Origin of the sequence: Rubrivivax albus, from assembly GCF_004016515.1 — a bacterium.
Taxonomy (GTDB): domain Bacteria; phylum Pseudomonadota; class Gammaproteobacteria; order Burkholderiales; family Burkholderiaceae_C; genus Rubrivivax; species Rubrivivax albus.
This window is the reverse complement of the sequence record NZ_SACT01000003.1, coordinates 386,746-412,668: the sequence shown is the minus strand read 5'-3', so window position 1 is coordinate 412,668 and position 25,923 is coordinate 386,746. Positions and strand designations below refer to the sequence as shown.

Genomic DNA, 25,923 nt, shown 5'->3' with positions numbered 1-25,923 from the left:
CCGGCGCCGGGCCCGCGGCGCCGATAATGGGCCGCATGAGCGCCCCTTTGCAGAACGACACCTTCCTGCGCGCCTGCCTGCGCCAGCCCACCGACCACACGCCCGTCTGGCTGATGCGCCAGGCCGGCCGCTACCTGCCCGAGTACTGCGCCACGCGCGCCAAGGCCGGCAGCTTCATGGGCCTGGCCACGAACAAGGACTACGCCACCGAGGTCACGCTGCAGCCGCTGGCGCGCTACCCGCTGGACGCCGCCATCCTGTTCTCCGACATCCTCACCGTGCCCGACGCGATGGGCCTAGGGCTGAGCTTTGCCCAGGGCGAGGGTCCGCGTTTTGCCCGCCCGCTGCGCGACGAAGCCGCGGTGATGGCACTGCAGGTGCCCGACCTGGACAAGCTGCGTTACGTCTTCGATGCCGTCACCTCCATCCGCAAGGCATTGGATGGCCGCGTGCCCCTGATCGGCTTCTCCGGCAGCCCGTGGACGCTGGCCTGCTACATGGTCGAAGGCGCCGGCAGCGACGACTACCGCCTTGTCAAGAGCATGCTCTATGGCCGGCCGGACCTGATGCACCGCATCCTGGACATCAACGCCCAGGCCGTGGCCGCCTACCTGAACGCGCAGATCGACGCCGGCGCCCAGGCGGTGATGGTGTTCGACTCCTGGGGTGGCGTGTTGGCCGACGGCGCCTTCCAGGCCTTCAGCCTGGCCTACACGGAGCGCGTGGTCCGTGCGCTGAGGCGCGAGGCCGAAGGCCGCCGCGTGCCGGTCATCGTCTTCACCAAGGGTGGCGGCCTGTGGCTGGAGCAGATCGCCGCCATCGGTGCCGACGTGGTGGGCCTCGACTGGACGGTGAACCTGGGCCGCGCCCGCGCCGCCGTTGGCGACCGCGTGGCCCTGCAGGGCAACCTCGACCCCAACGTGCTGTTCGCGCCGCCCGAGGCCGTGGCCCGCGAGGCGGTGGCGGTGCTCGACAGTTTCGGCCCCCCGCAGCGGCCCGACGGCTCGTGGGACGGCCATGTCTTCAACCTCGGCCACGGCATCAGTCAGTACACACCTCCGGACCACGTGGCGGCACTGCTGGAGGCGGTGCACGCGCATTCCCGCCGGCAGCGCCAGACGATGTCGCATGGCGGCTGAATTTGCCGGTGAGTGCGCACTCAGGCTTGACTTATCCCCACTTTTGGCGTTGCAGACACGTATCCGTCATAAACGCCCCGCAGCGCACGGCGTGTCGTGCTAAGTAGTTGATTTCATTGATTTGAATCAGATGCTGCCGGAGTGGGCATTCCAGCCCGGGGCCTCAGAAATCAAGCACTTGGCGTCTCTGGGCGCAGCAAATCCACAAAGTTGTCCACAGGTTCCGTGAGTAACCCGCAAAGTTGTTTGGTGTCAGTGACTTAGCGTGGAATCGTCAGAATCGTCTGAGCATTCGTGCGCAAGTTCACATGCCAACCTGCGGCTGGCGGTGGCGGTGGAGGCGCCCCAGCACACCGGCCTCGGTGCCCCGCTGGACTACCTGGCCGACCGGGCCTGGCCTGCCGGCACGCTGGTGCGGGTGCCGCTGGGGCGGCGCACGGTCACCGGCATCGTCTGGGGAGACGCCGGGGCCACGCCGGACGCCGGGCTGACGCTGCGGCCCATCGCCCAGGCGCTGGACGCACTCCCACCGCTGCCGGCCACGTGGCGCGACATGGTTGCCTTTGCCGCTGGCTACTACCAGCGCGGCCTGGGTGAACTGGCCCTGGCGGTGTTGCCGCCGGAGCTGCGCAAGGTGGACGCCACCCAACTGGCGCGGCGCCTGGGGCGCCGGCGGCCGGCGTCGGTGCCGGCCCCGTCGCCGGCCCTGCGCCCGCTGACGCCCGAGCAGGCGGCGGCGCTGGACCAGCTGGCCCGCCTGCCGCCCGGCCCGGTGCTGCTGCACGGCGTCACCGGCTCGGGCAAGACCGAGCTCTACCTGCGCGCCGCCGCGCAGGCCTTGGACGCCGGCCGCCAGGTGCTGGTGCTGGTGCCGGAGATCAACCTCACGCCGCAGCTCGAGGCCCGTTTCGCCGAGCGCTTCCCGGGCCGTCGCCTGGTGGCCCAGCACAGCGGCCTGTCGCCGGCGCAGCGGCTGCAGCACTGGCTGGCGGCGCACCTGGGCGAGGCCGACCTGGTGCTGGGCACCCGGCTGTCGGTGTTCACGCCGATGCCGCGGCTGGGGCTGATCGTCGTCGACGAGGAGCACGACCCGTCGTTCAAGCAGCAGGACGGCGCCCGCTACTCGGCGCGCGACCTGGCCGTCTGGCGCAGCCAGCGGGAACAGGTGCCGGTGATCCTGGGCTCGGCCACGCCGTCGCTGGAGAGCTGGCAGCGGGCCGAAGAGGGCCGCTACACCCGGCTGACCCTGGCCGAGCGCGTGGGCGGCGGCGCGCTGCCGCGGCTGCGCATCTTCGACATGAACCGCCTGCCGCGCGACCGTTCGCAGCAGACGGTGCTGGCGCCGCCGCTGCAGGCGGCCATCGAGGCGCGCATCGCGCGTGGGGAGCAGAGCCTGCTGCTGCTCAACCGCCGCGGTTACGCGCCGGTGCTGCACTGTGGTGCCTGCGGCTGGAAGAGCGGCTGCCCGCACTGCAGCGCCTGGCGCGTCTTCCACAAGGCCGACCGCACGCTGCGCTGCCACCACTGCGGCTTCACCGAGCGCGTGCCCCGCGCCTGCCCCGACTGCGGCAACCTCGACATCGCGCCGTTGGGCCGTGGCACCGAGAAGCTCGCCGAGCAGATCGCCGCACTGCTGCCCGGCGCCCGCATCGCCCGCATCGACGCCGACAGCACGCGGCTGAAGGGCGCGCTGGAGAGCCAGCTCGCCGCCGTGCACGCCGGCGAGGTGGACGTGCTGGTGGGCACCCAGATGGTGGCCAAGGGCCACGACTTCCGGCGCATGACCCTGGTGGCGGCGGTGAACCCCGACGGCGCGCTGTTCGCCAGCGACTTCCGGGCGCCGGAGCGGATGTTTGCGCTGCTGATGCAGGCTGCCGGCCGTGCCGGGCGCGACGCTGCCCACGCCGGCGAGGCCGAGATGTGGATCCAGACCTGGCACCCCACGCACCCGCTGTACCGCGCGCTGGCCACGCACGATTTCGCCGCCTTCGCGGCGACCCAGCTGGACGAACGGCGCAGCGTGGGTCTGCCGCCGTTCAGCTTCCTGGCCCTGCTGCGTGCCGAGGCGCGCGAGGCGGCGGTGGCCCAGGCCTTCCTGGCCGATGCCGCCGCCGTGGCCGCGCCGCCCGGGCTGGTCTGCTACGCCCCGGTGCCGCCACCGGTGGCCCGTGTGGCCGGCGTGGAACGCATGCAGCTGCTGGTGGAAAGCACGTCGCGGCCGCTTCTGCAGCAATGGCTGGCGGCCTGGGTGCCGCAGCTGCATGCGCTCAAGGCACGGCACAAGCGGCTGCTGCGCTGGGCGGTGGACGTCGACCCGCTGGGGCTGTGAACGCCGGGCGGGTCGGTCGGGGCTAGAGCAGCCGGCGCCAGAAGGCCGGGTGGTGCTGCAGCCGAATCAGGTGGCCCTGCAGGTAGGCGCCGTTCAGCAGGCGGATAGCCTGCGCCGTGTCCATGCCCGGCCAGCGGGCCAGGATCGTCAGGGGGGCGGCTTCCTGCTGCAGCCGCTGTGCCGCCGCCCGCAGCGCGGGGGGAAACCACTCGGTGTCCGGCAGCCCCGGTGCCAGGCGGAACGCCAGCTCGCCGCGCAGCACGGCCAGCAGCCGCGGCCCAGGCACCTGCCAGGCCAGGCGCCAGAGCATCGGCGGCAGCGGCTGCAGGCCCGCACGCGGCGGCGGGTCGGCGGCCTCGACGGCGATCACGGCCAGGTCGGCCGCCACTGTCGACGCGGCGGGGGCGCGCCGATGCGGCATGGCACGCGGCAGCAGGCAGCGGCCCAGGCGGGGGTAGACGGTCAGCGCGCGCATGCGGCCGTGCCACTGCAGCAACAACCGCGCGTCCTCCTGCAGGCGCAGGCAGCTGGCCAGCACCTCCAGGGCTTCGTCGCAGCGGCCGGCGTGGCGCAGCGCCGCCAGCTCGGCACTCAGGGTGCTCGTCAGCGCGGCGGGGTGGGTGGCGGGCTGGGTGGCCCACCCCAATGGTGGCTGGACCACCGGCCAGTCAGAAGCGTGGGAGCGTTCGGGCATGGGGGGCGCCCCTGCGGCAGGGGCGCGCGCATCATGCGCAGGGCAAGGCGCGCCGGCTGTGCCCGATTTGTGAGCCAGTGTGAGCGATGGTGTCGGCTGTACGGGGATGTCAGCCGCGCACGCCCACCATCCAGGCCAGCAGCGGGAAACTCACGAAGGCCGCCGCGGTGCTGGCCATGATGATGCGTGCGATGCGCCCGTTGTCGGCGCCGTAGCGTTCGGCCAGGAGCGAGACGTTGCTGGCGCTGGGCAGCGCCGCCGCCAGCACCATCACGCCGATCTGGAAGCTGCTGATCGGCAGGGCCAGGGCCAGCGCGGCACCGGCCAGGCCGAACACCAGCAGCGGGTGCAGCACCAGCTTGATGGCCGCCACCGGCAGGTAGAGCGCTGGCGGCGTGCGCCCGTGCACGTGCTGCCCGGCGCGGTGCAGCACGGCGCCGATGGTGAACAGCGCCACCGGGCTGGCAGCATCGGCGAGCATCCCGACCACGGTGTCCACCGGCCCGGGCAGGGTCCAGCCCGCGACCGAGAACAGCGCGCCGGCGGCGATGGCCCATGGCAGCGGGTTGGACAGCGCACCCCGCAGCGCCCGCAGCGCGCCGTCGCGCGCGCCGTGGCCCGACGCGTCGCCGGCCTGCGCCAGCGCGATGCACACCGAGCTGGTGACGAACAGGTCGCCGAGCACCACACAGATCACCGGCCCCGCAGCCTCCGGGCCCAGCAGGGCGGCCAGCAACGGCACGCCCATGAAGCCGGTGTTCGGGAAGGCCGCCACCAGGGCGCCGAAGGCGGCGTCCTTCATCGCCACCGGTGCCCGGAGCGTGGTGGCGATGGTGAAGAAGACGATCACGCCGGCGGCGATCAGCCACACGCCCATGACCACCGGGTTGAGCAGGTCGAAGATCGGCGTGCCCGAGCCGAAGCGGAACAGCAGGCATGGCAGCGCGAAGTACAGGACGAAGGCGTTCAGCCCCGGGATGGCGCTTTCGGGCAGCACGTGCCGGTGCGCCGCGAGATAGCCGGCGAGCACCAGCGCGAAGAAGGGGACGGTGACCGAGAGGATGGCTTCCATGACGGCACGGACGGCCCGAGGCGCTTGCACGCCGCACCATTGCAGCCTGCCCTCGGGACCACCGAAGGCCCGGATTGTTCTCGATCCAGCAGCGGCGTCCCGGTGTCGCGGCCTGGTGGCCCGCGGTGTGTGCTCAGGCCGGGCGGTCAGCTGCCTGCGCCGGCGCCTCGACCGCCGGCGGCACCTGCGCCGCGGCTTCGGCCTCCGACTGGGCGATCAGCATCGCCAGGCCGGTGGCGGCCAGCAGTAGCCCGGTGAACCAGACGATGAAGCGCAGCAGCGGGAAGCGGTCGGTTGTCGCGGACATCGGCACATTGTCTGCAAGGCCACTCCCGCCGGCATCGGGGGATGCCTGATTCGTTGTTGCCGAACGTTCGCGCGCTTTTCAGGCGATCCCCGAGGGACACGCGCCGGCCCGGGCCCTACAACGCCGGTGCGTGGCGCAGGGTGCTGCCGCGTGCAACGGAGGAGCCCATGAACCTGCAGGACATTCAACACTTCGTCACCGTCACGCTCGGTGAACTGGCCATCAAGGTGGCCGCGGCCATCCTGTTCTGGATCGTCGGCCGCTGGCTCATCGGCCGCGTGACCGCCATGGCGCAGAACGCGATGGGCCGAAACCAGATCGACCCCACGCTGGGCAAGTACCTGGGCTCGATCCTGTCGGTGATCCTGAACGTGGCCCTGGTGCTCGGCATCCTGGGCTACTTCGGCATCCAGACCACGTCGTTCGCCGCCCTGATCGCCGGCGCCGGCGTGGCCATCGGCGTGGCCTGGAGCGGCATGCTCGGCAACTTCGCCGCCGGCGCCTTCATGATGGTGCTGCGGCCGTTCAAGGTGGGTGACTTCGTCAGCGTCGGTGGCGTGGTGGGCACGGTGCGCGAGCTCGGCCTGTTCGCCACCACCGTGCTGACGCCTGACAACGTGGTCACCCTGGTCGGCAACGGCAAGGTCTTCGGCGACACGATCCAGAACTTCTCCGCGATGCCGGTGCGACGCGTGGACCGCACGGCGCAGCTGGCCGTTGGGGTCGATCCGGTGACGGCGATGGCCCTGCTGCGCGAGGCCATCGCGAAGATCCCGAACGTGCCCGAGTCACCCGCGCCGGAGGTCACGCTGCTGGACATCAACCTCACCGGCACCGTGATCGCGGTGCGGCCCTATACGCACACCGACCACTACTGGCAGGTCTACTTCGACACCAACGAGGCCATCGTGCGCGTGGCCGGCGAGGCTGGCTGGCCGGCCCCGATGCCCGCCACCCGGTTCGTCTCGGGCTGAGCCAGGACGGAGAACAGTCCCTGCGGACTGTTCTTCGCCTGGCGAAGCGACCGAGCTCTGCGAGGTCGTGGGGAGCGTGACAGGGAACAGTCCCTGCGGACTGTTCTTCGCCTGGCGAAGCGACCGAGCTCTGCGAGGTCCTGGGAGCTACCAGCGCCTGACGCGCCCGATGTCCACGTGCACGAACTGATCGCGGGGGTAGTAGCCCACACCGCCGCGCTTCAGCGCCAGCGCGGCGTCGCGCAGGTCGGCCAGCGGCACGCCGGGCAGGCGGATGTCGATGGCCTGGCCGAGCATGTGCAGGCTGCGCGTGGCCACGCCGCCACCACGCGTGGCCTTCAGGTGGGCATTGGTCTTCGGCGAGCGGTAGCCGGAGATGACGTGGAACGGCGCCGGCGCGCCGCCCACCGGGCCGAGCGTGGCGTGCAGCGCGTGCAGCAGGTCGTGCAGCGCCGGGTCGATGTGGCCGACGTCGCCGCTGTAGTGGTCGCGCAAGAAGTGGTCGAGCTGCTGCAGCGCCGCCGGTTCGTAGTGCGGGCCGACGGCATAGACCACGTCGATGTCCTCGCGCGTGTGCGTGTGGGCCATGGCCAGCTGCCGCGGCGCGGCGGCCAGCGCCCGGCCTGGCAGCACCAGCGCCGGTGCTGCGGCGGAGACGGCCATGGCGCGCAGGCCGTGGTGCAGGAAGCGGCGGCGGGCGGGATGTTTCATCGGGGCGTGGACCTGGGTCGGGTCTGCAACGCGGCATCGAGCCGGCGGTCCAGACCATAAACATCATCGTAGAAGTAGGTGCGACCGTCCTTGACCAAAGTGGTTCCGTAGGCGATCAGCACCGGGATCGGCGCCGCCAGCGCCAGCGTGCTCGAGGTGCCGGCCGTCATGGCGGCGCGGATGCGCCCGGCATCCCAGCCGGGCTGGTCGCGCAGCACCCACTGGGCCAGTGCCTCGGGCTGCTCGATGCGGATGCAACCGTGGCTGAAGTCGCGCCGCGCGCGTTCGAACAGGCTCACGGACGGCGTGTGGTGAAGGTAGATGGCCTCGCGGTTGGGGAACACGAACTTGATGTCGCCAAGCGCGTTGCGCGGCCCCGGGCGCTGGCGGATGCGCCATCCGCCGGCCAGCACCGAATCCAGCCGCGTGGCAGACAGCGCCGTGTCCACCTGGCCACCGGGCCCCACGAACTCGAAGCCCTCGCGCGACCAGTGGCCCGGGTCACGCCGGAGCCGCGGCACCAGCTCCTTGCGCGCGATGGACGGCGGCACGTTCCAGTAAGGGCTGAACTCGATGAAGCGCAGATCCTCGTCGATCAGCGGCGTGCGCGTGTCGGCCGCCTTGCCCACCACCACCTTCATCGTCAGCTGCACGCGGATGCGGCCGTCCAACACCTCGTAGGCGCGCAGCACGTACTCGGGGATGTTGACGACGATCATGCGCGGGCCCTGGAGCAGCGGCGTCCACCGCAGACGCTCCAGCGTCAGTTCGATCTGCCGAGCCCGCTGCGCCGGCGTGACCTGCAGCGCGGCCCAGGTGGCGCGGCCGAGCACGCCGTCGTCGGCCAGGCCGTGGCGGCGCTGGAAGGCCTGCAGCGCGGCGTCCAGCGGTGCGTCGCCCGCGAGATCGCCCCAGGCGAGCAAGCGAGCGCGCAGCGTCGAGACGCCTGCCCAGGCCGCCAAGTCTTCCACTCTGCCGGCCTTGGGCAGGGTCGGCAGCGGCGAGGTCCAGGCCGGGTCGGTGGCCAACGCCCGGCAGCGGGCCAGCGTGGCCCGCAACTGGTCGTAGGTGGGGAACGGCGGCGCTGCCGCCGTGACCGCGCCCGCGACGCTGCCAGTGGCCAGGGCCGTGTCCAGCACCGCCGCCGCATCGAACGGTACGCGGCGCACCGGCCGGAAGTCGTGGTGGATCGCTTGCGGTTCGACGCGGCCGAAGTGCAGGTCGTGCAGATAGCGCTGCATCGCCGTGCCCAGGCGCGGCCCCAGGGTGGACGGCGATGTGCCGGCCTGCAACGCCAGGGCCAGCGACGGAGCGTCGTAGTCGGCTGGGTCCAGGCCGTGGCTGGCGGCGTCCGCCAGCAGGGCCACGGCGTCGCGCGCCAGGGCGTCGGTCCAGGGCGTGCCGCCCTGCGCAGCTGCCCACATCGGCCATGGCAGGCCGGCCAGCAGCAGGGTGCGTCGTTGCATCCGGGGAATGGTAACGGCCGCCTCGCTATGATCCGCGCCCCATGGCCGACACCCTGAACAACGCCCAGATGCAGGCCGTGCAGCACCTGCGCGGGCCGTGCCTCGTGCTGGCAGGCGCAGGCTCCGGCAAGACGCGCGTGATCACGCACAAGATCGTGCGCCTGCTGCAGGAAGGGCTGAAGCCGGGCGAGATCGCGGCCATCACCTTCACCAACAAGGCGGCGCAGGAGATGCGGGAGCGGGCCAAGGCGCTGACCGGCCCGCGTGCGGCCAAGGACCTGCTGGTCAGCACCTTCCATTCGCTGGGGGTGCGCATGCTGCGCGAGGACGGTGAGCGCCTGGGCCTGAAGCCCAACTTCTCCATCCTGGACAGCGACGACGTGCTGGGCGTGCTGCGCGACGCCGGTGGCACCACCGACGCCGCGCTGGCGCGCCGCTGGCAGTGGACCATCAGCCTGTGGAAGAACCAGGGCCTGGACGCCGCCGGCGCGCAGGCCGCGGCGCAGGACGAGGACGAGCGCGTGGCCGCGCAGGTCATGGCGCGCTACCAGGAGCGCCTATCCGCCTTTCAGGCGGTGGATTTCGACGACCTGATCGGCCTGCCGCTGGCGCTGCTGCAGCGCGATGACGAGACCCGTGCCAAGTGGCGCGCACGCCTGAAGCACGTGCTGGTCGACGAGGTGCAGGACACAAACGCCGTGCAGTACGAACTGCTCAAGGCGCTGGTGGGTGAGCAGGGCGTGTTCACCGCCGTGGGCGACGACGACCAGAGCATCTATGGCTGGCGCGGCGCCACCATCGAGAACCTCAAGCGCCTGCCGCAGGACTATCCGGCGTTGACCGTGATCCCGCTGGAGCAGAACTACCGCTCCACCGGCCACATCCTGCGTGCGGCCAATGCCGTGATCGCGCAGAACCCCAAGCTGTTCGAGAAGAAGCTCTGGAGCGAGTTCGGCGACGGCGAGCCGGTGCGCCTGATCGAGGCCGACGGCGAGGAGCACGAGGCCGAGCGCGCCGTGGCCTTCATCCAGGCCCTGCGCAGCAACGGCGCGAAGTTCTCGGACTTCGCCATCCTCTACCGCGCCAACCACCAGGCGCGCGTGTTCGAGCAGAAGCTGCGCGCGGCGCAGCTGCCGTACAAGGTCTCCGGCGGGCAGAGCTTCTTCGACCGCGCCGAGATCAAGGACCTGACGGCCTGGCTGCGCCTGCTGGTCAACAACGACGACGACCCGGCCTTCCTGCGTGCCGTCACCACGCCCAAGCGCGGCATCGGCCACCAGACGCTGGGCAGCCTGGGCGAGTTTGCCGCCCAGCGCAAGCTCAGCCTGTTCGAGGCGCTGTTCGCGCCCACGCTGGGCGCGGCGCTGAAGGGCCGTGCCATCGATGCGCTGCACGAGTTCGGCCGCTACGTGAACGACCTGGAATACCGCGCCCGCCACGCCGAAGGCGGCGAGGCGGCGCGTGCGCTGCTGCTGGGCTGGCTCACCGACATCGGCTACGAGCAGCACCTGCGCGACAGCGAGGACAGCGAGAAGCTCGCCACCGCCCGCTTTGGCAACGTGCTGGACTTCGTCGACTGGATCGCGCGCCGCTGCGAAGGCGACGACGCATCGGAGCGGCAGACCGTGCTGCAGGTGGCGCAGACCATCAGCGTGATCCTCAGCCTGGCCGAACGCGGCGAGGAACAGGACGTGGTGACGCTGTCCACGCTGCACGCCTCCAAGGGTCTGGAGTGGCAGCACGTGGTGCTGGCCGGCGTCAACGAGGGCTTGCTGCCGTTCCGCAGTGACGGCGACGAGATGACGCCAGAGCGCCTGGAGGAAGAGCGCCGCCTGATGTACGTGGGCATCACGCGCGCGCGGCGCACGCTGGCCGTGAGCACGCTGCGTCGGCGCAAGCGTGGCCGCGAGACGGTGGCCGGCGTGCCCAGCCGCTTCATCGCGGAAATGAAGCTGCACGAGGCCGGCGCGAAGGAAGACCCGCGCGAACGACTGAAGCGGCTTCGCGCCGAACTGGCAGCGCGCGGCACCGAACCCGCGGCGGCCTCCGAATGAGCCGCGACCGCGTGCTCGCCGTTGGCACCGCGGCCGCCGCGCTGCTCGCCATCGCCGCCGCGCCCTGGGCGCTGGCGATGCCGGTGCTCAACTTCATCTTCAAGCCGCTGGCGACAATCGGCGTCATCGCCTACGCGTGGCCGCGCGGCGGCGACATGCCGGTGCTGCGCCGCTGGCTGCTGGCCGGCCTGGGGCTGTCGCTGTGCGGCGACGTGGCGCTGCTGTGGCCACAGCAGGGTTTCCTGCCCGGGCTGGTGAGCTTTCTGCTGGCGCACCTGGCCTACCTGGTGGGCTTCACGCGCGTCCAGCGCTGCGGCGCACGCGTGCTGCCGTTCGTGGTCTACGCCGGCGTGGCCGGGGCCATCCTGTGGCAGCTCTGGCCTGGCGTGCCGGCAGCGCTGCGTGGGCCGGTGGCGGTGTACGTCCTGGCGCTGGCGTCCATGGCTGCGCAGGCCGCGGTGCTGTGGCGCACCGGGGCGCCGCGTGGCACGGTGCTGGCCCTGGGCGGCGCGCTGTTCGTCGCCAGCGATGCGCTCCTGGCCACCAACAAGTTTGCCGGGCCGCTGCCGATGGCCTCGCTGTGGATCCTGGCCACCTACTGGTCGGCCCAGTGGTGCATCGCGTCGTTCCTGGCGCCGGCACCACAGCCCTCAAGTTCCGCCCGCTGAGTCCGATACCCCGATGACGACCCGGGGATCTGGATGAACGACCATGGACACCGCGCCTACGCCGTGGCGCCACCATCAGGTGGCGGCGGGGCCCTGTCCGTGCGGCGTGCCGATTGCCCGATGTGCGGCCACCCGGGCGCAGGCGCCAGCGCCTGCGACGCCTGCGGCGCGCCGCTGACGCCGCCGCCGCACCTGGACGAGCCCAGCGAGGCCTTCGCCGGCCGCCGCGGCAGCCCGCGCGTGGACCGCGTGGAGACGGCGGTGTGGCAGCCCTCGCCCCGCCAGGGCGGCGGCGCGCCGATGCAGGTGCGCATGCAGGACATCTCGTTCACCGGCCTGAGCCTGGACGCCCTGCTGGCCGTGCCCGAGGGCCAGGTGGCGCGCGTGCGGGCGCCCAACATCGACTGCGTGGTCGAGGTCGTGGCCTGCCGCCGCGAAGGCAGCGCCTGGCGCATCCACGCGCGGCTGCTGACGATGCGGCTGCTCACGCGCGCCGGCGCGTTCGTGTCGACGCGCGCCTGACGGCCCCCGAACGTCCCCAGCTGGGACGATGCCCCGCCGGCGGACTGGCGCCACGATCGGTCACCCATCACCACAGGGGAGCCGACGATGACACGCATTGTCCTTCTCACGAGCCTGGTCCTGACGTCCCTGCTGGCGGCCTGGCCGGCACGGGCCGAGATGACGACCGCCTTTCCGCCTGCGGCCGGGGCGCTGGAACCGGCGGCACTGCAGGCGCGGCTGGTCGGCCAGGTCTTCCGGGCCGTCGACGCGCAAGGGCGCGACTGGCGCATGGAGTACTCGCGCCTGGGCCACCTCTTCGTGGATGTCGGCACCGGCTTCAAGGACGACGGGCCGTACCGCGTCGAAGGCAGCCAGGTGTGCGTGACGCTGCGGCGCAGCGGCGCGTCGTGCAGCGAGTACCGGGCGGACGGCGCTGCGGTCTACCTCCGGCGTGCCAGCAACGGCGAAGTGCTGACGCTGGTGCGGCAGTGAGGCCGGCACCGCCGCGCCGTCCCGGGGATCACATGCCCTTGAACAAGCCGGTGTAGCTGCGGCTGACCTCGAGCTTCTCGGGGTGGCCCTTGACCTGCACGATCTGGCGGCCGCGGAAGTCGCGCGTGATCTCGCTGATGGCCTTCACGTTGACCAGCGTGCTGCGGTGGATCTGCCAGAAGAGCTGCGGGTCGAGCTCGTCCACCAGTTCCTTGATGGGCTTGCGGATGAGGGCCTCGACCTGGGCGGTCTGCACCCGGGTGTACTTCTCGTCGCTGATGAAGAACAGCACGTCGGCCACCGGGATCATCTGGATCGTGCTGCCGACGTTGGCCTGGATCCACTGCAGGTACTGCGGGGCCCCGGCCGGGTTCAGGCGTGCGCCGAGCTGGTGCAGCAGCTGCTGCAGCGGCGCGCTGCCGGTCTCCTCGGGCGTGCCGCGGCGCGCCAGGCGGTCCTGGATGCGCTGCACCGTCACCAGCAGCCGCTCGCGCTCGGCCGGCTTGAGCACGTAGTCGGCCGCGCCCTGCTCGAAGGCTTCCACCGCGTACTGGTCGTAGGCGGTGATGAAGACCACCTCGGGCAGCATCTCGTCAGGGCCGAGTTCCATCTGCGCGATCTGGCGTGCCGCCTCCACGCCGGTGAGCCCGGGCATGCGGATGTCCAGGAACACCACGTCGGGCCGGTGCTGGGCGACGAGGTCCACCGCCTCCTGGCCGTTGCGCGCCTCGGCGACGATCTCCAGCTCGGGCCAGGCGTCCAGCAGGCGGGCGCGCAGCTGTTCTCGCATCAGCCGCTCGTCGTCGGCGAGCACGGCACGGGGGGCGGAAGCGGCGTTCGGAGCGTTCATGCGCCGATGCTATGCCAGCAGCTTGATCAGCAGCCAGACCGCCAGCCACAGCGGCGACAGCAGCACCGCCAGCACCACGGCGACCACCAGCAGCGGCAGGCCGACGACGGCCAGCACGCCCACCACCACGCATGCCAGCACGGTGACCATGGCCACCGGCACCACCACCATCAGGGAGAGCAGCGCCAGCGCCAGCACCGCCGCCAGGGTCAGCAGATGGCCAGGGTGCAGCGCCGAAAGGTCGACGTCCTCGAACACGCGTTCGCCGTCGATGACCACGCTGAAGGGCATTGGATTGACCGCCGACAGCGCCGTCCAGGACAGCGCCATCGCGCCCAGGAACAGCACCAGCAGCGCCCCCAGCACCCAGGGCCAGCGGCTGGATCGGCGCGGAGACAGGGCGATGGCGTTCATGCGGCGGCTCCTTCTTCGACTGGCTTGTAGGGCACGGTGATGGTGACGATGGTGCCGCTGGGCTCGTTGGCGGTGACGGCCACACTGGCCTTGGCGCCGTAGAGCATCTGCAGGCGTTCGCGGATGTTGGCCAGGCCCACGCCGGTGCCGGCGGTGGCCGCCTTGCCGAAGCCCAGGCCGGTGTCGGCCACGCTGACGGCCAGCTTGCCGTGCACCACCTCGGCCTTCACGCGCAGGTGGCCGCCCTCGGCCTTGGGCTCCAGGCCGTGCTTGATCGCGTTCTCCACCAGGGTCTGGATCATCATCGGCGGGAACTCGGCCGACTGCAGTCCCTCGGGCACGTCGATCTCGGTGGACAGGCGCTCCTCCATGCGCACCTTCAGGATCTCCAGGTAGGGCCGGATCACCTGCAGTTCGCGCCCCAGGTCGCGCACGCCGCCGCTGCCGTTGCCCGCGGCCTCGCGCATCGTGGGCATGCTGGCGCGCAGCAGCGCGATCAGGTTCTTCTGCATCTGGCTGGCGCGTGGCGGGTCGGTCTCGATCAGGTGGTCGATGCTGGCCAGGGTGTTGAACAGGAAGTGCGGCTCAACCTGCGCCTGCATCGCCGCCATGCGGGCCTCCACCACCTGACGCTTGAGCGACTCGGCCTCGGCCGTCTCGGTGGCCTGCGCCGCCTTCACCTCGGCCTGGATGCGGCCCTTGTAGACCATCTTGATGATGGCGCTGGCGACGATCCAGATCAGCGCCAGGTCGGTGAGGAAGTCACCCCAGTGCACGACGCGGTTGCGGGTGACGGTGCGTGTGCCGCCGGGGTTGACGGCCTTGAGCGCGTCGCGGGCCTCGCGGATCGCGTCGCGGGCGGCGCGGTGGGCGTCACGGGCGGCCTGGGCGGCGTCCTGCTGCGCTTCGCGCTGGGCTGCCACCGACTCCTCGAGCGCCTCGCGTGCGGCGTCGATGGCTTCCTGGATCACCTCGCGGGTGGCGCTCTGCGGCAGCGAGATCTCGATGCTGCCGGGGCTGCCGGCCGAGGCTGCGCCGGAGGCAGGCGCCGCGGCCGATGCGGCGGCCTCGGCGGCGCGGCCCTTGGGCCGGATGCGGATGCCGCGCTCGTCGATGGAGATCTCCACGCCGTCGGGGTCGGGTGCGTCCTTGGCCGGCTTCTCGATCCGGATGGCCGGGGCCTTGGCCGGCTTGGGCGGCGCGGGCGGTTCGGGGATCTCCGGCAGTTCCGGCAGTTCCGGCAGCTCGATCGGGACTTCGACCTCTTCCGACACCGTGTAGCTGAACGGCGGCAGCGACTGCGTGATCGCCGAGGCGATGATCAGCAGCAGCGACAGCAGGACGAAGCGCTTCCAGCTGATGCTGACCAGCCAGCTGGCATAGCGATGGAAGGCGCGCAGCGTGCCACTGCGGAAGGCCTGCCAGGTGTCGGCGGCGGATGACGGGGCGGGGCTCATGGACGGTACGGCACGGGGTGTACGAGGCCCGCACTGTGCCATCCCCGGCCGGGGGTCGTCCGGCGGGCCCGACGCACCGCGCTGGGGCACTGACAGACTGCAGTGGTGGCCGACGGGCGGTGCCGCCCGCCACCGCCCTGTCCGAGTGCCAGGAGGTCAGCCGAGGAAGCTGCTGGCCACGGCCATCAGCACGGTGGCCACCGCCACACACAGCACCAGGCGAAGCAGCGCCCAGTCCTCGCGGTCGTCTCGGGCCATCTGCTCCAGCGGGTCAGGGCCGGCGTGGGCGAGTCGCGGGTGCGGGGGCTGGCGCCGGGCCGGCCGCGTCGGCAGCAGCGTCAGCGGGTGGGGCAGCGGTCGGGTCGGGAGGGCGCGGAGCGTGGCCATGGTCGATGTCCTGTCGTGTCACCGGCGCCACCGTGGCGCCATGACACGCATTCCATCGATCCGCGCCTCCCATTGCGACGCGGGTTCCGGCCTCCCTCCGGCGGGGGGTCAGACGATCGCGAGACGATCGCCCGGCCCATCACGCCCGACTGCGCCCGGCGGTGCCCGTCAGCGCCCGCCCCGGCGCCGCGGCGGCTTGGGCGGTGCCGGCGCTGGGTCGTTGTCGGTCGGCGGCGGGAACTCCGGCTTGAAGCGGGCGTTGAACACCGGAAATACCGGCGCCCGCGGCGGCAGGAAACCCTTGAAGGCCGTGCCGCGGTGGTACTCGACCAGGAAGGCCACCCAGTCCGGGCGTCGCCCGCCCAGGTCGCTCAGGAAGGGGATCTGCGCCCGGTGCGCCGGCGGCAGGGTAGGGTCGGCGATGCCCGCCAGGTAGTAGGGCGAGCGCCAGTCCCAGCGGCCCTGCAGCGCCGGGTCGGGCAGGAAGATGCCCACGCCAAGATACCGGGCACGGAAGTCCCAGACCTGGGACTCGTCGGTCCAGGGCCGTTCGAAATCGCCGTACTGCCAGACCCCCTTGAGGGCCGACTCGACACCGGCCGCCGCGGCGCCGATCGGGTCGCCGGTGCCGAAGACCGCCTGCAGCTGCACCGCCAGGCTGCCCAGGTCGGTGACCTGGTCGGGCGTCTCCAGGTGCTGGTCGGCGTCGGAGTCGAACTGCTGGGCGGCGACGATGGCCTGGCGGATGCGGCCCCGGGCACCGGCGGCGGCCTGCATGGCTGCGGTCATCGCCCGTGCCAGGCGGTCGAGCGCCGCGGTCACCGACCGGACGCGGCTCAGGCGCAGGCTGGCGCCCAGCGTGGGGTGGTTGCCCTTGGCGCGCAGCAGCGCGGCGTTCTCCAGCGCGAACCAGCGGCCCAGCTCCTCGGCCGACGCCCCGCCAGCCATGCGCAGGCGCTGGAACACGCGTGGGTAGGCGGCGCCGGCGGTGAAGAAGTTGTAGTTGCCGTAGCCGGTGGCCACGGTGGCGTGCGGTGCCACCGTGTGCAGCAGTTCCAGCGACATGTTGAAGCAGTTGTTGAAGTGCAGCACCGCCGGCCGCGGCACGCCACGGGCCCGTGCCGCACGCAATGCCGCCGCCAGTGCCCAGGTCGACATCGGCATGCCGGCGGCCGGCAGCACCGGCGAGAACATCGGCAACACGGGCGAGAACATCGGCAATGCCGGGGAGCCGGCCTCGGGCTCGTAGCCGGTGCCGTCGGCCGACTGCACCCAGCGCACCTCGCCCGCCTGGCCACCCGCCTGCCAGCCGGTGATGCTCTCCGGCGTCAGCCGCAGCGGGTCGATCTCGGGCACGAAGCCGGCGCCGTGCCCCTCCAGGGCCAGCACCAGCGCGCCGCACGGAAACCGGGCGTGTGCCCGGCGTAGGAAGCCGCTGAGCGCCTGCGGCCGTGCCATGTCCTGCTTCCAGACCGAATGCACCGTCATGCGCTCCGGCCGCCCGGCCGGGATCTCGACCAGCCAGCTGTCGTCGTCGTGCAGGTCGATCAGCGCGGCCACGTTGACACCCTGGGCGGCCGTCTCCTTCAGCGCCTGGACCAGGGCCTGCTGGTGGATGGGCGCCTGGCTGCTGCGCGGCCAGCGGCTGAGCACCGGGTCGCCACCGAAGGGGGCATAGACGGCGAACAGCACGCCATGGGATCCGGCAGGGCCACGGCGCCGGGCGGCGGGCAGGGACAGGGTCGACGAGGGGGGCATGGGCAGACACTCCGGCAGACAGCCGGGAATGACAGCACCGCCGCCCTAGACTCCGCAATCCCCTGTTGCCCGACGATGGCCCGCGCCTCCCTGCCCGACGACCCCGGTCCCCCACTGCCGGCCAGCGCCCGATCTCGCCTGGCCGCGACCCTGATCGACCAGGTGCTGCAGGCCCAGCGCCAGGGCACGCTGGCCGACCTGCTGCGGCAGCGCCCGCGCGCGACGCGCCGACTGCTGCGCCGCTTCGTGCCGCTGGTGCAGGGCAGTGGCGACGGCAACCCGTGGCCGCTGCCCGAGCTCGTGGACCTGCTGCTGCAGTGGGCCGTCGGTCAGCTGCGACCGGACCTGCAGCCGTTGCAGGCGCCGGTGTCGGCCGACCATTGGCTCGGTCAGGCCGGCTGGCGGCCGGTGCTCGCGCTGGCCGGCCACCAGGGGCTGCTGAGGATTCCCGACTTCCCCGCCCGTTATCGACGCCGAACGGACGAGCCGGCGCTCGACAACCTCTGCGGCCTGTGGGACGTGGCGCCGAGCAGCGTCTACCGCTACCTCGACCGTGCCCGCCAGCAGCTGGTCGTGCTGCTGTGCAGCGGGCCGCCCGACGTGGCTGCCGAGCTGGCGCTCCGCGCGCTGGCCGCACAGACAGCGCAGGCGGCGGCGCATGACGCCCAGGCCGCCCACGCTGCGCCAGCGCACGACTGGCACCGGGCCCAGATGGCGCGGGCGCTGGCGCAGGGTGATGCGCCGTCCGCGCTCTGGCACGCGTGGCGCGCGGGCGATGCCCACCTGGCCGCCCAGGCCCTGCGCCGCCACGCGGCAGGGTTGGCCGCAGACCGCGCCACCGACGCCATCGTGGAGCGCATCGCGGCCGACCCCTCCGTGGGCGCGCGAGAGCGTGTCGAGTTCACGCTGGCGCGTGCCGAACTCGCTCGCACCCGGGGGGCAGCCGAGACCGAACTCCGGCACCTCGAAGCCGCGTTGCAGGCCGCTCATCGCACCGGCGACCGCCGACTCACCGGCATCGCCTACGGTGCGCTGGGGCGGTATCACGAGCCGCGCGACGCCGACCGGGCGTTCGCCTGCTATCAGGACAGTGCCGAGTTCCTGCATGACCAGCCGTTGACCGACACGCTGGCCGACGACGGTGCCGACGCCGCGGCCGAGCTGGCCACCACACTGGCGCGGCTGGCCTGGCTGTACCTGCTGCGCAACGACCCGCGGGCCGGCCCCACGCTGGACCGCATCACCGCCCTGGGTGAGCGCTTTGCGCTGCCCGACGCCGTGCTCGGCCTGGTGGAGCAGGTGCGGGGCGAACACGCCCGCCGCCGCGGCGAACTCGCGCAGGCCATCGAACACCGCCAGCGCGCCCTGAACATCTTCGAGCGGTTGGGCGACCGGCGTTCGATGCGCGCCACCCTGCTCAACCTGTCGCAGGACTATGCGGAAGCGGGCGACACCGCGCGCGCGATCGAGACCGCGACGCAGGTGCTCGAAGCCCCGGGGGTCACCGAGCCCGAGATCGTGGTGAGCGCCCATCTCAACATCGGTGCGGCGCACTTCCTCGCCGGCGCCCTGGGGGCGTCCCTGGGTGCCTACGGCCAGGCGCTTGCACTGGCCGGCAACGCCGGGTTGCGCCTGCATGCCTTCCGTGCCCGTTACAACCTGGCCGAGGCGCACTACACCCGCTTCCGGCGCGATGCCGACCCCGAGGACGAGCGCCTGGGAGACCAGCACCGTGACGCGGCCCTGGCCACCCCGGTGTCCGACTGCGGCCCGGCGGCACTGGAGGCGGTGCGCCGCCTGCGCCGCGACGTGCTGGGCGACGGCAATGTCCCCGAGGCCGACCGGCTGTTGCCCGCCGAGACGGCAGTGCACGTGGAGGCCTTTGCCGAGATCCGCCGGTTGCGCGAGCGGCTGGCCGCGGGCCTCGCCCCCGAGGCTCATGCGCGGGTGCAGCTGGATCTGGCGCGATGCTATGCCGGCATCGCGTTGACCGAGCGTGAACTGGCGCGGGCCTGGATCGCTCGCCATGACCTCGGGCCGGCACTGGAGGCCGAGCTGGAGGCGCTGCGACGCCAGCTGGGGCGCGCCGAGGACGCCGGGCGCTCGCTGGCCGACCAGTGGGCCGCCGAAGCCGGTGACCTGCTCGATGCGCCGCGCCAGCAAGCCGTGGTGCAGGCGCTGTTGGTGCGGGGTGAACTGGCCAAGTCCGCCTATGCAGAGATCGCCGGCGTGGCGCCGGCCACGGCGTCGCGGCATTTGGCCCTGCTGGCGCAGCGCGGACTGCTGGTCGTCACCGGCCGCGGACCGGCCACCCGTTACCGTCCGCCCCCGCACGCCGATGCGGGTTTGCCCCGGCCTTAAAATGCCAGGTTCGCCCGCATCTGCCGGTTCTTTGCCCAGAGGATCTCCCCGTGTTCATTTCCGAAGCCTTCGCCCAGGCCGCCCCCGCGGCCGCCAGCACCGAGTCGTCGCTGCTCAGCCTGCTGCCGCTGGTGCTGATGTTCGTGGTGCTGTACTTCATCATGATCCGTCCGCAGATGAAGCGGCAGAAGGAGCACAAGGCCATGATCGAGGCCCTGGCCAAGGGTGACGAGGTCGTGCTTGGCGGCGGCATCCTGGGTCGCGTGTCCAAGCTTGGCGATTCGATCGTGCACGTGGAAGTGGCCGGCAACGTGGAACTGCAGGTGCAGCGCCCGTCGATCGTGCAGGTCCTGCCCAAGGGCACCTTCAAGTAATCCCGACGCGGCCTGCATCGCCGGGGGTGGCTCCGGCGGCGGCCGCAGGAACCCCCGATGAACCGCTACCCCTTGTGGAAGTACGCGATCCTGCTGGTCGCGATGGTCGTGGGCTTGCTCTACACGCTGCCCAATTTCTTCGGCGAGGCGCCTGCGGTGCAGGTCTCCAGCGGCAAGGTGACGCTGAAGATCGACGCGACGATGGCCGAGCGTGTCGAAGGCATCCTGAAGAACGCCGGCGTGACGCCGGACTTCGTGCAGTTCGACGGCAACTCCGTCAAGGCGCGCCTGTCCGACGTGGACACCCAGGTGCGCGCCAAGGACGCCCTGGTCAAGGCGCTGAATCCCGACCCGGCCAACCCGTCGTACATCGTCGCGCTGAACCTGCTGTCGCGTTCTCCGGCGTGGATGGCCGAGATCCGCGCGCTGCCCATGTACCTGGGCCTGGACCTGCGCGGCGGCGTGCACTTCCTGATGCAGGTGGACATGAAGGCGGCGCTGGACAAGCGCGCCGAGTCGCTGGCCGGCGACATCCGCACCATGCTGCGCGACAAGAACATCCGCCATGGCGGGCTGTCGCGCGACGGCCAGGCGCTGGAACTACGCTTCCGTGACGCGGCCACGCGCACCCAGGCGCTGGACGTCCTGTCCGGCCAGCTGCCCGAGCTGGCCTGGACGGAAGCCGGCGACGGCGAGCAGCTGCGCCTGACCGGCCGCCTGACCGAGGTGGCCGCACGTGCAGTGCAGGACCAGGCGCTCAAGCAGAACATCACCACCCTGCACAACCGCGTCAACGAACTCGGCGTGGCCGAGCCGGTGATCCAGCAACAGGGCGCCGACCGCGTGGTGGTGCAGCTGCCGGGCGTGCAGGACACGGCCAAGGCCAAGGACATCATCGGCCGCACCGCGACGCTGGAGATCCGCATGGTCGACGAGAGCGCCGCGGCGCGCGACGCCGAGCGCGGCGCCGGCCCGGTGCCCTTCGGCAGCGAGCGCTTCCCCGAGCGCAACGGCGCGCCGCTGATCGTCAAGCGCGACGTGGTGCTGACCGGCGAGAACCTCACCGACGCCCAGCCCGGCTTCGACAGCCAGACGCAGGAGCCCACGGTCAACCTCGTGCTCGACGCCAAGGGTGCGCGCGTGTTCCGCGACGTCACGCGCGAGAACGTCGGCAAGCGCATGGCCATCATCCTGTTCGAGAAGGGGCGGGGCGAGGTCGTCACGGCGCCGGTGATCCGCGACGAGATCGGCGGCGGCCGGGTGCAGATCTCCGGTCGCATGACCACCACCGAGGCGGCCGACCAGGCGCTGCTGCTGCGCGCCGGCTCGCTGGCCGCGCCGATGGAGATCATCGAGGAGCGCACCATCGGCCCCAGCCTGGGCGCCGACAACATCGCCAAGGGCTTCAACAGCGTGCTCTGGGGTTTCGCGGCGATCGCGATCTTCATGTGCATCTACTACATGGTCTTCGGCCTGTTCTCGTCGCTGGCGCTGGCCTTCAACGTGCTGCTGCTGGTGGCCGTGCTGTCGATGCTGCAGGCCACGCTGACGCTGCCTGGCATCGCGGCCATGGCGCTGGCGCTGGGCATGGCCATCGACGCCAACGTGCTGATCAACGAGCGCGTGCGCGAGGAACTGCGCGGTGGCGCGGCGCCTCAGGCGGCCATCGCGGCCGGCTACGAGCGCGCCTGGGGCACCATCCTCGACTCCAACGTCACCACGCTGATCGCCGGCGTGGCGCTGCTGGCCTTCGGCTCCGGCCCGGTGCGCGGCTTCGCGGTGGTGCACTGCCTGGGCATCCTGACCTCGATGTTCTCCGCCGTGGTGTTCTCGCGCGGCCTGGTGAACCTCTGGTACGGGCGCCAGAAGCGGCTGAAGTCGGTGTCGATCGGCACCGTGTGGAAACCTGCCTCCGATGCCGCTGCCGGCTCGGCCGTGGCCAAGCCCTGATCCCGGAGCACGACGATGGAATTCTTCCGGATCAAGCGCGACATCCCGTTCATGCGCCATGCGCTGGTGCTGAACGCCATTTCCTTCCTCACCTTTGCCGCGGCCGTTTTCTTCCTGGCCACGCGCGGCCTGCACCTGTCGATCGAGTTCACCGGCGGCACGGTGCTCGAGGTGCAGTACGCGCAGGCGGCCGACATCGACAAGACGCGATCGGCGGTGGAGGCGCTGGGCCTGGGCGAGGTGCAGGTGCAGAACTTCGGCACCTCGCGCGACGTGCTGATCCGCCTGCCGGTGCGCGAGGGCCAGAAGCAGGATGCGCTGGCCACCCAGGTGTTCGGTGAGCTGTGCAAGGTCGAGCAGGGCGAGGTGCGGACCAAGTCGTACACCACGGCCGAGGGCGAGGCGGTGAGCCGCCCGGCCTGCGAGGTGGCCGGCGCGGCTGCTGGCGCGACGGAGCCGCTGCAGCTGATGCGCACCGAGTTCGTCGGCCCGTCGGTGGGCGCCGAGCTCTACGAGAAGGGCGTCTACGCGCTGATCGCCACCATCGTGGGCATCATGATCTACTTGGCGCTGCGCTTCGAGTGGAAGTTCTCGGTCGCGGCCATCGTGGCCAACCTGCACGACGTGGTCATCATCCTGGGCTTCTTCGCCTTCTTCCAGTGGGAGTTCTCGCTGGCGGTGCTGGCGGCGGTGCTGGCGGTGCTGGGCTACTCGGTCAACGAGTCGGTGGTGATCTTCGACCGCATCCGCGAGTCGTTCCGCAAGTACCGCAAGATGACGACGTCGCAGGTCATCGACAACGCCATCACGGGCACCATCAGCCGCACCATCATCACCCACGGCTCCACCCAGATCATGGTGCTGTCGATGCTGATCTTCGGCGGGCCCACGCTGTTCTACTTCGCGCTGGCGCTGACCATCGGCATCTGCTTCGGCATCTACTCGTCGGTGTTCGTGGCCGCGGCTACGGCGATGTGGCTGGGCGTGAAGCGGGAAGACCTGGTCAAGGCAACCCCCAAGGATCTGGATCCGAACGATCCGAACGCCGGGGCGGTGGTGTAGAGTCGTTCGGCACCACAACCCCAGAGTCCACCGCGCAGCCTCCATGGTCACCGGCGCCGCATTTCAGACCCTCGCGGGGCAGGCCCGGCGGCTGTACACCGAAGAGCTCGTGAAGGGGCTGGCGGGCCTGGTCCAGGACGCCTGCGAAACGGCCAAGGCACTGCTGGACAAGCCGTCGGAGCACGGCACCATGATGCGCCGGCGTGACCTGGTGCAGAACATCATGAAGCTGGCGCCGGCCTGGCACCGTGGCATGGTGGGCGGGCTGCGCAACGCGCTGCTGTACGGCGTGTCCGCGTCGCGGGTCGGCGAGTTCTCGCCCTCCGGCGGCCAGGCCACCGTCAACACCATGTCGCTGGTGGACGACGACACCATCGAGCTCGAGATCATGACCTCGCGCCTGGCGCTGGCGATCATGGACCGGGCATCGTGGGAGTTCTCCGACCTGCGCTCGCGCATCGTGCACCTGGAGCAGCGCGGGGAACTCGAGCCGCAGGACCTGCTGCGCGCCCACGTGCTGGCGCGCATCGTCGTCGACGCCTGGCGTGGTGCGGGGCTCACGCAGACCGACTGGCGCGAGATGCAGCCGGTGCTGCACGAGGAATTCGCCCACCTCACCGAGGCCTGCTACCACGAGACCAACCGCTGGCTGGTCGAGCGTCACGTGCTGCCCGACGTCGACCTGCGCCCCTTCATCCGGCGCAACAAGGGCGTATCGCCTGGGGCTGCCGCAGCCGGCCAGGGCGACGCGCGCAGTTCGGGGTTCGCCACATCGAGCCAGTTCCCGGCCGACGAGCGCGGCGCCGACTCCGGGTTCGACCGCGGCAGTGGCGGCGGCCGACCGCGCGGCTACGTCGGCGAAGAAACGCGCATGATGACGCGTGCCGGCCCGCTGCCGCGCAGTTCGGAACACGTGGAGGCGGTGCTCGGCCGACTCAATCGGCTGGTGGGCCGCCACGTGCCGAACTTCCTGGCGCCGACCAGTCCCCGCGCCCTGTCGCCGGCCCTGTCGCGCGCCATCGACACCGCGCAGGCCGGCATCCGCCAGCGGCTGACGCCGGATGGCCGGTCCTCCGGCGCAGACGCGCAGGTCACCGCCCCGGTGATGCTGGACGAACTGCACCAGCGCCGGCAGAACCTCAAGCGGGCGGCGGCCACGCCCGAGGAGCGGGCCACGATCGAGATCGTCGCCCTGCTGTTCCAGAGCATCCTCACCGAGGACCGCATCCCGGCGGCCATCCGCGTCTGGTTCGCACGCCTGCAGATGCCGGTGCTGCGCGTGGCGGTGTCGGAGCCGGACTTCTTCGCCACCATCGACCACCCGGCCCGGCGCCTGATCGACCGCATGGGCGCCTGCGTGCTGGGTTTCGACAGCAGCACCGGCGGCAACGTGGGCGACGCGCTGGCCAAGGAGATCAAGCGCATCGTGCAGGTGGTCGAGGCCTACCCCGACACCGGCCGCCGCGTCTTCCAGACCGTGCTCACCGAGTTCGAGAAGTTCCTCGAGCACTGGTTCAAGAACGAGAACGAGGCCAGCCGCAAAGGGGTGTCGCTGGCGCAGCAGGTCGAGCAGCGCGAGACCATGGCCATCCAGTACACCATCGAGTTGCGGCGCATGCTCAACGAGGTGCCGGTGCAGGACGGCGTGCGCCAGTTCCTGTTCCAGGTCTGGGCCGACGTGCTGGCCACCTGCGGCGTGCGCCATGGCGCGCAGGGCGACCAGACCAAGGCCATGAAGCGCGCTGCCGCCGACCTGATCTGGTCAGCCAGCGCCAAGGTCACGCGCGAGGAGCGCGCCGAGGTCATCCGCCGGTTGCCGGCATTGCTCAAAGCGCTGCGCGAAGGCATGAGCCTTGCGGGCATCGAGATCGGCAAGCAGGACGAGCACATCCGCCAGCTCAACGACTCGCTGGCCGCGGCCTTCACGGCCAAGGCGGCCGTCATCCCGCACGAGCGGCTGCAGGAGATGATGGAGCGGCTGGAGACGCTGGAGGAGTTGCTGCCCGATGCCGCCGATGCCGCCGATGCTGCCGACATGGCGATCGACGAGTCGATGATGCTGGACCTCTCCGGCCACGAGAGCGCCGACCTGGAGATCGTCACCGACGGCGGCTCGATGCCCACGCAGGCCATGGTGGCCTGGGCGCGCGAACTGCAGGTGGGCAGCTGGTACATGCTGGACTACCGCGGCCGCAACGAGCCGGTGCAGCTGGCGTGGCAGGGGTTGCGCAAGCAACTCAGCCTGTTCGCGGGCACGAACGGGCGCTGCGTGCTGTTCCAGCAGCAGCGGCTGGCGTCGTTCCTGCAGGCGGGCCTGCTGCTGCCGGCGCAGGACGAGGCGCTCACGGTGCGGGCCACGCGCAGCGCGCTGGCCAAGCTGGACGTCGACGCCTCGGTGCTCGGGTCGTCGTACTGAGCCGGGCGCCGGCCGGCTGCGCAGGCGCTCAGTTGATCACCCGCTCCTCGGGGGTGACGAAGAGTTCGTCGAGGATCAAAGCGTCGGGCTCCTCGCCCAGGCTCCAGAACACCATCAGCACGATGACCTTGACATCGTCCAGGTCCAGCGGGCCGCCACCGGCCGCGGTGGCGCGGTCGATGACCATCTCGCGCATCGGCGGCGGCAGCACACCGGCCGATTCGAGGAAACGGATGAAACCCAGCGACTCGTCACCCAGGCGCTCCCGCTCCGCATCGGTGTAGACGCGGTGGCTGCCCTCGCGCTGCCGGTCCACGCAGGCTTCGGCGCCGGCGGCCAGGCCGTCGAGCCAGTGCAGGGCTTCCTGGATGTCGTCGCGTTCGAAGCCGGCGGCGCTGAGCTTGCGCGAGAGTTGCCGCTGGTCGGGGCAGGCGTCCGGCCGCCAGTAGTTTTCGTACAGGTAGACGAGCACGTCGAACATCGG

The 25,923-nt window shown here is 71.5% G+C and carries 23 protein-coding genes; 12 read left to right on the top strand and 11 right to left on the bottom strand.

The features are described 5' to 3' along the window. Window positions 1-35: 35 nt before the first annotated feature. A complete protein-coding gene (hemE, locus tag ENE75_RS12540; protein WP_128198638.1) occupies window positions 36-1,139 on the top strand; it encodes a uroporphyrinogen decarboxylase in 1,104 nt (367 codons plus the stop codon). 334 nt (window positions 1,140-1,473) lie between these two features. Continuing rightward, window positions 1,474-3,468 (top strand): primosomal protein N', encoded by a 1,995-nt coding sequence (locus tag ENE75_RS12535; protein ID WP_233259044.1) that lies wholly within the window; start codon window positions 1,474-1,476, stop codon window positions 3,466-3,468. A 22-nt stretch (window positions 3,469-3,490) separates the two neighbouring features. Here ENE75_RS12535 and ENE75_RS25705 read toward each other — a convergent pair whose 3' ends face one another. The 3 genes from ENE75_RS25705 to ENE75_RS24860 form a co-directional block, all read right to left on the bottom strand. Next, window positions 3,491-4,162, bottom strand: a complete 672-nt coding sequence (locus ENE75_RS25705; RefSeq protein ID WP_128198637.1) for a hypothetical protein — start codon at window positions 4,160-4,162, stop codon at window positions 3,491-3,493. A gap of 109 nt (window positions 4,163-4,271) precedes the next feature. After that, window positions 4,272-5,234: an AEC family transporter gene (locus ENE75_RS12525; RefSeq protein ID WP_128198636.1), complete on the bottom strand. Its 963-nt coding sequence runs from the start codon at window positions 5,232-5,234 to the stop codon at window positions 4,272-4,274. 133 nt (window positions 5,235-5,367) lie between these two features. Next, window positions 5,368-5,541 carry a hypothetical protein gene (locus ENE75_RS24860; RefSeq protein ID WP_158288931.1) on the bottom strand — a complete coding sequence of 58 codons (174 nt, stop codon included), beginning with the start codon at window positions 5,539-5,541 and terminating at the stop codon, window positions 5,368-5,370. 167 nt (window positions 5,542-5,708) lie between these two features. Here ENE75_RS24860 and ENE75_RS12520 point away from each other — a divergent pair, with 167 nt between their 5' ends. Then, window positions 5,709-6,515, top strand: a complete 807-nt coding sequence (locus ENE75_RS12520; RefSeq protein WP_128198635.1) for a mechanosensitive ion channel family protein — start codon at window positions 5,709-5,711, stop codon at window positions 6,513-6,515. 147 nt (window positions 6,516-6,662) lie between these two features. On the opposite strand, the gene mepK is transcribed toward ENE75_RS12520, so the two are convergent. Both mepK and ENE75_RS12510 read right to left on the bottom strand, forming a co-directional pair. Next, window positions 6,663-7,226 carry a peptidoglycan L,D-endopeptidase MepK gene (gene mepK / locus ENE75_RS12515; RefSeq protein ID WP_128198634.1) on the bottom strand — a complete coding sequence of 188 codons (564 nt, stop codon included), beginning with the start codon at window positions 7,224-7,226 and terminating at the stop codon, window positions 6,663-6,665. Then, on the bottom strand, window positions 7,223-8,692 hold the full coding sequence (locus ENE75_RS12510) for a L,D-transpeptidase family protein (protein WP_128198633.1): 1,470 nt from the start codon (window positions 8,690-8,692) through the stop codon (window positions 7,223-7,225). The genes mepK and ENE75_RS12510 overlap by 4 nt, the downstream gene beginning before the upstream one ends. A 41-nt stretch (window positions 8,693-8,733) precedes the next feature. Between ENE75_RS12510 and ENE75_RS12505 the strand changes: the two genes are divergently transcribed. The 4 genes from ENE75_RS12505 to ENE75_RS12490 all read left to right on the top strand — a co-directional run bounded on the left by ENE75_RS12505 (window position 8,734) and on the right by ENE75_RS12490 (window position 12,410). Then, entirely contained in the window at window positions 8,734-10,746 is a 2,013-nt protein-coding gene (locus ENE75_RS12505; protein WP_128198632.1) for an ATP-dependent helicase, read from the top strand. Then, window positions 10,743-11,414, top strand: a complete 672-nt coding sequence (locus ENE75_RS12500; RefSeq protein WP_128198631.1) for a lysoplasmalogenase — start codon at window positions 10,743-10,745, stop codon at window positions 11,412-11,414. The genes ENE75_RS12505 and ENE75_RS12500 overlap by 4 nt, the downstream gene beginning before the upstream one ends. 33 nt (window positions 11,415-11,447) lie before the next feature. Next, complete coding sequence (locus ENE75_RS12495) at window positions 11,448-11,936, top strand: PilZ domain-containing protein (RefSeq protein WP_128198630.1); 489 nt, start codon at window positions 11,448-11,450, stop codon at window positions 11,934-11,936. 87 nt (window positions 11,937-12,023) lie between these two features. After that, complete coding sequence (locus ENE75_RS12490) at window positions 12,024-12,410, top strand: hypothetical protein (RefSeq protein WP_128198629.1); 387 nt, start codon at window positions 12,024-12,026, stop codon at window positions 12,408-12,410. A 28-nt stretch (window positions 12,411-12,438) separates the two neighbouring features. On the opposite strand, the gene ENE75_RS12485 is transcribed toward ENE75_RS12490, so the two are convergent. The 5 genes from ENE75_RS12485 to ENE75_RS12465 form a co-directional block, all read right to left on the bottom strand. After that, complete coding sequence (locus ENE75_RS12485) at window positions 12,439-13,260, bottom strand: LytR/AlgR family response regulator transcription factor (RefSeq protein ID WP_128198628.1); 822 nt, start codon at window positions 13,258-13,260, stop codon at window positions 12,439-12,441. 9 nt (window positions 13,261-13,269) lie between these two features. Next, window positions 13,270-13,674, bottom strand: coding sequence for a hypothetical protein (locus ENE75_RS12480; RefSeq protein ID WP_128198627.1), 405 nt, complete (start codon window positions 13,672-13,674; stop codon window positions 13,270-13,272). Then, complete coding sequence (locus tag ENE75_RS12475; RefSeq protein WP_128198626.1) at window positions 13,671-15,131, bottom strand: sensor histidine kinase; 1,461 nt, start codon at window positions 15,129-15,131, stop codon at window positions 13,671-13,673. Before ENE75_RS12475 ends, ENE75_RS12480 begins: the two co-directional genes overlap by 4 nt. Window positions 15,132-15,287: 156 nt before the next feature. After that, the gene (locus ENE75_RS12470; RefSeq protein WP_128198625.1) at window positions 15,288-15,518 is read right to left on the bottom strand and encodes a hypothetical protein; all 231 of its coding nucleotides are present in this window, start codon (window positions 15,516-15,518) and stop codon (window positions 15,288-15,290) included. A gap of 168 nt (window positions 15,519-15,686) precedes the next feature. Continuing rightward, on the bottom strand, window positions 15,687-17,276 hold the full coding sequence (locus ENE75_RS12465; RefSeq protein ID WP_128198624.1) for a clostripain-related cysteine peptidase: 1,590 nt from the start codon (window positions 17,274-17,276) through the stop codon (window positions 15,687-15,689). 75 nt (window positions 17,277-17,351) lie between these two features. On the opposite strand from ENE75_RS12465, the gene ENE75_RS12460 reads away from it, so the two are divergent. From ENE75_RS12460 to ENE75_RS12440, 5 genes are read left to right on the top strand one after another with little or no spacing between them, the layout of a single operon-like run. After that, complete coding sequence (locus ENE75_RS12460; protein WP_158288930.1) at window positions 17,352-19,637, top strand: tetratricopeptide repeat protein; 2,286 nt, start codon at window positions 17,352-17,354, stop codon at window positions 19,635-19,637. Between the two features lie 50 nt (window positions 19,638-19,687). Beyond that, window positions 19,688-20,011, top strand: a complete 324-nt coding sequence (yajC, locus tag ENE75_RS12455) for a preprotein translocase subunit YajC (RefSeq protein ID WP_128198622.1) — start codon at window positions 19,688-19,690, stop codon at window positions 20,009-20,011. 57 nt (window positions 20,012-20,068) lie between these two features. Beyond that, window positions 20,069-21,961, top strand: a complete 1,893-nt coding sequence (gene secD / locus ENE75_RS12450; protein ID WP_128198621.1) for a protein translocase subunit SecD — start codon at window positions 20,069-20,071, stop codon at window positions 21,959-21,961. A gap of 15 nt (window positions 21,962-21,976) precedes the next feature. Beyond that, on the top strand, window positions 21,977-23,023 hold the full coding sequence (gene secF / locus ENE75_RS12445; RefSeq protein ID WP_128198620.1) for a protein translocase subunit SecF: 1,047 nt from the start codon (window positions 21,977-21,979) through the stop codon (window positions 23,021-23,023). 43 nt (window positions 23,024-23,066) lie between these two features. Further along, the gene (locus ENE75_RS12440) at window positions 23,067-25,439 is read left to right on the top strand and encodes a DUF1631 family protein (protein WP_128198619.1); all 2,373 of its coding nucleotides are present in this window, start codon (window positions 23,067-23,069) and stop codon (window positions 25,437-25,439) included. Window positions 25,440-25,467: 28 nt separating this feature from the next. Here the strand turns inward: ENE75_RS12440 and ENE75_RS12435 are convergent, their stop codons facing one another. Continuing rightward, window positions 25,468-25,920, bottom strand: a complete 453-nt coding sequence (locus tag ENE75_RS12435; RefSeq protein ID WP_128198618.1) for a Smg family protein — start codon at window positions 25,918-25,920, stop codon at window positions 25,468-25,470. Window positions 25,921-25,923: the final 3 nt, after the last annotated feature.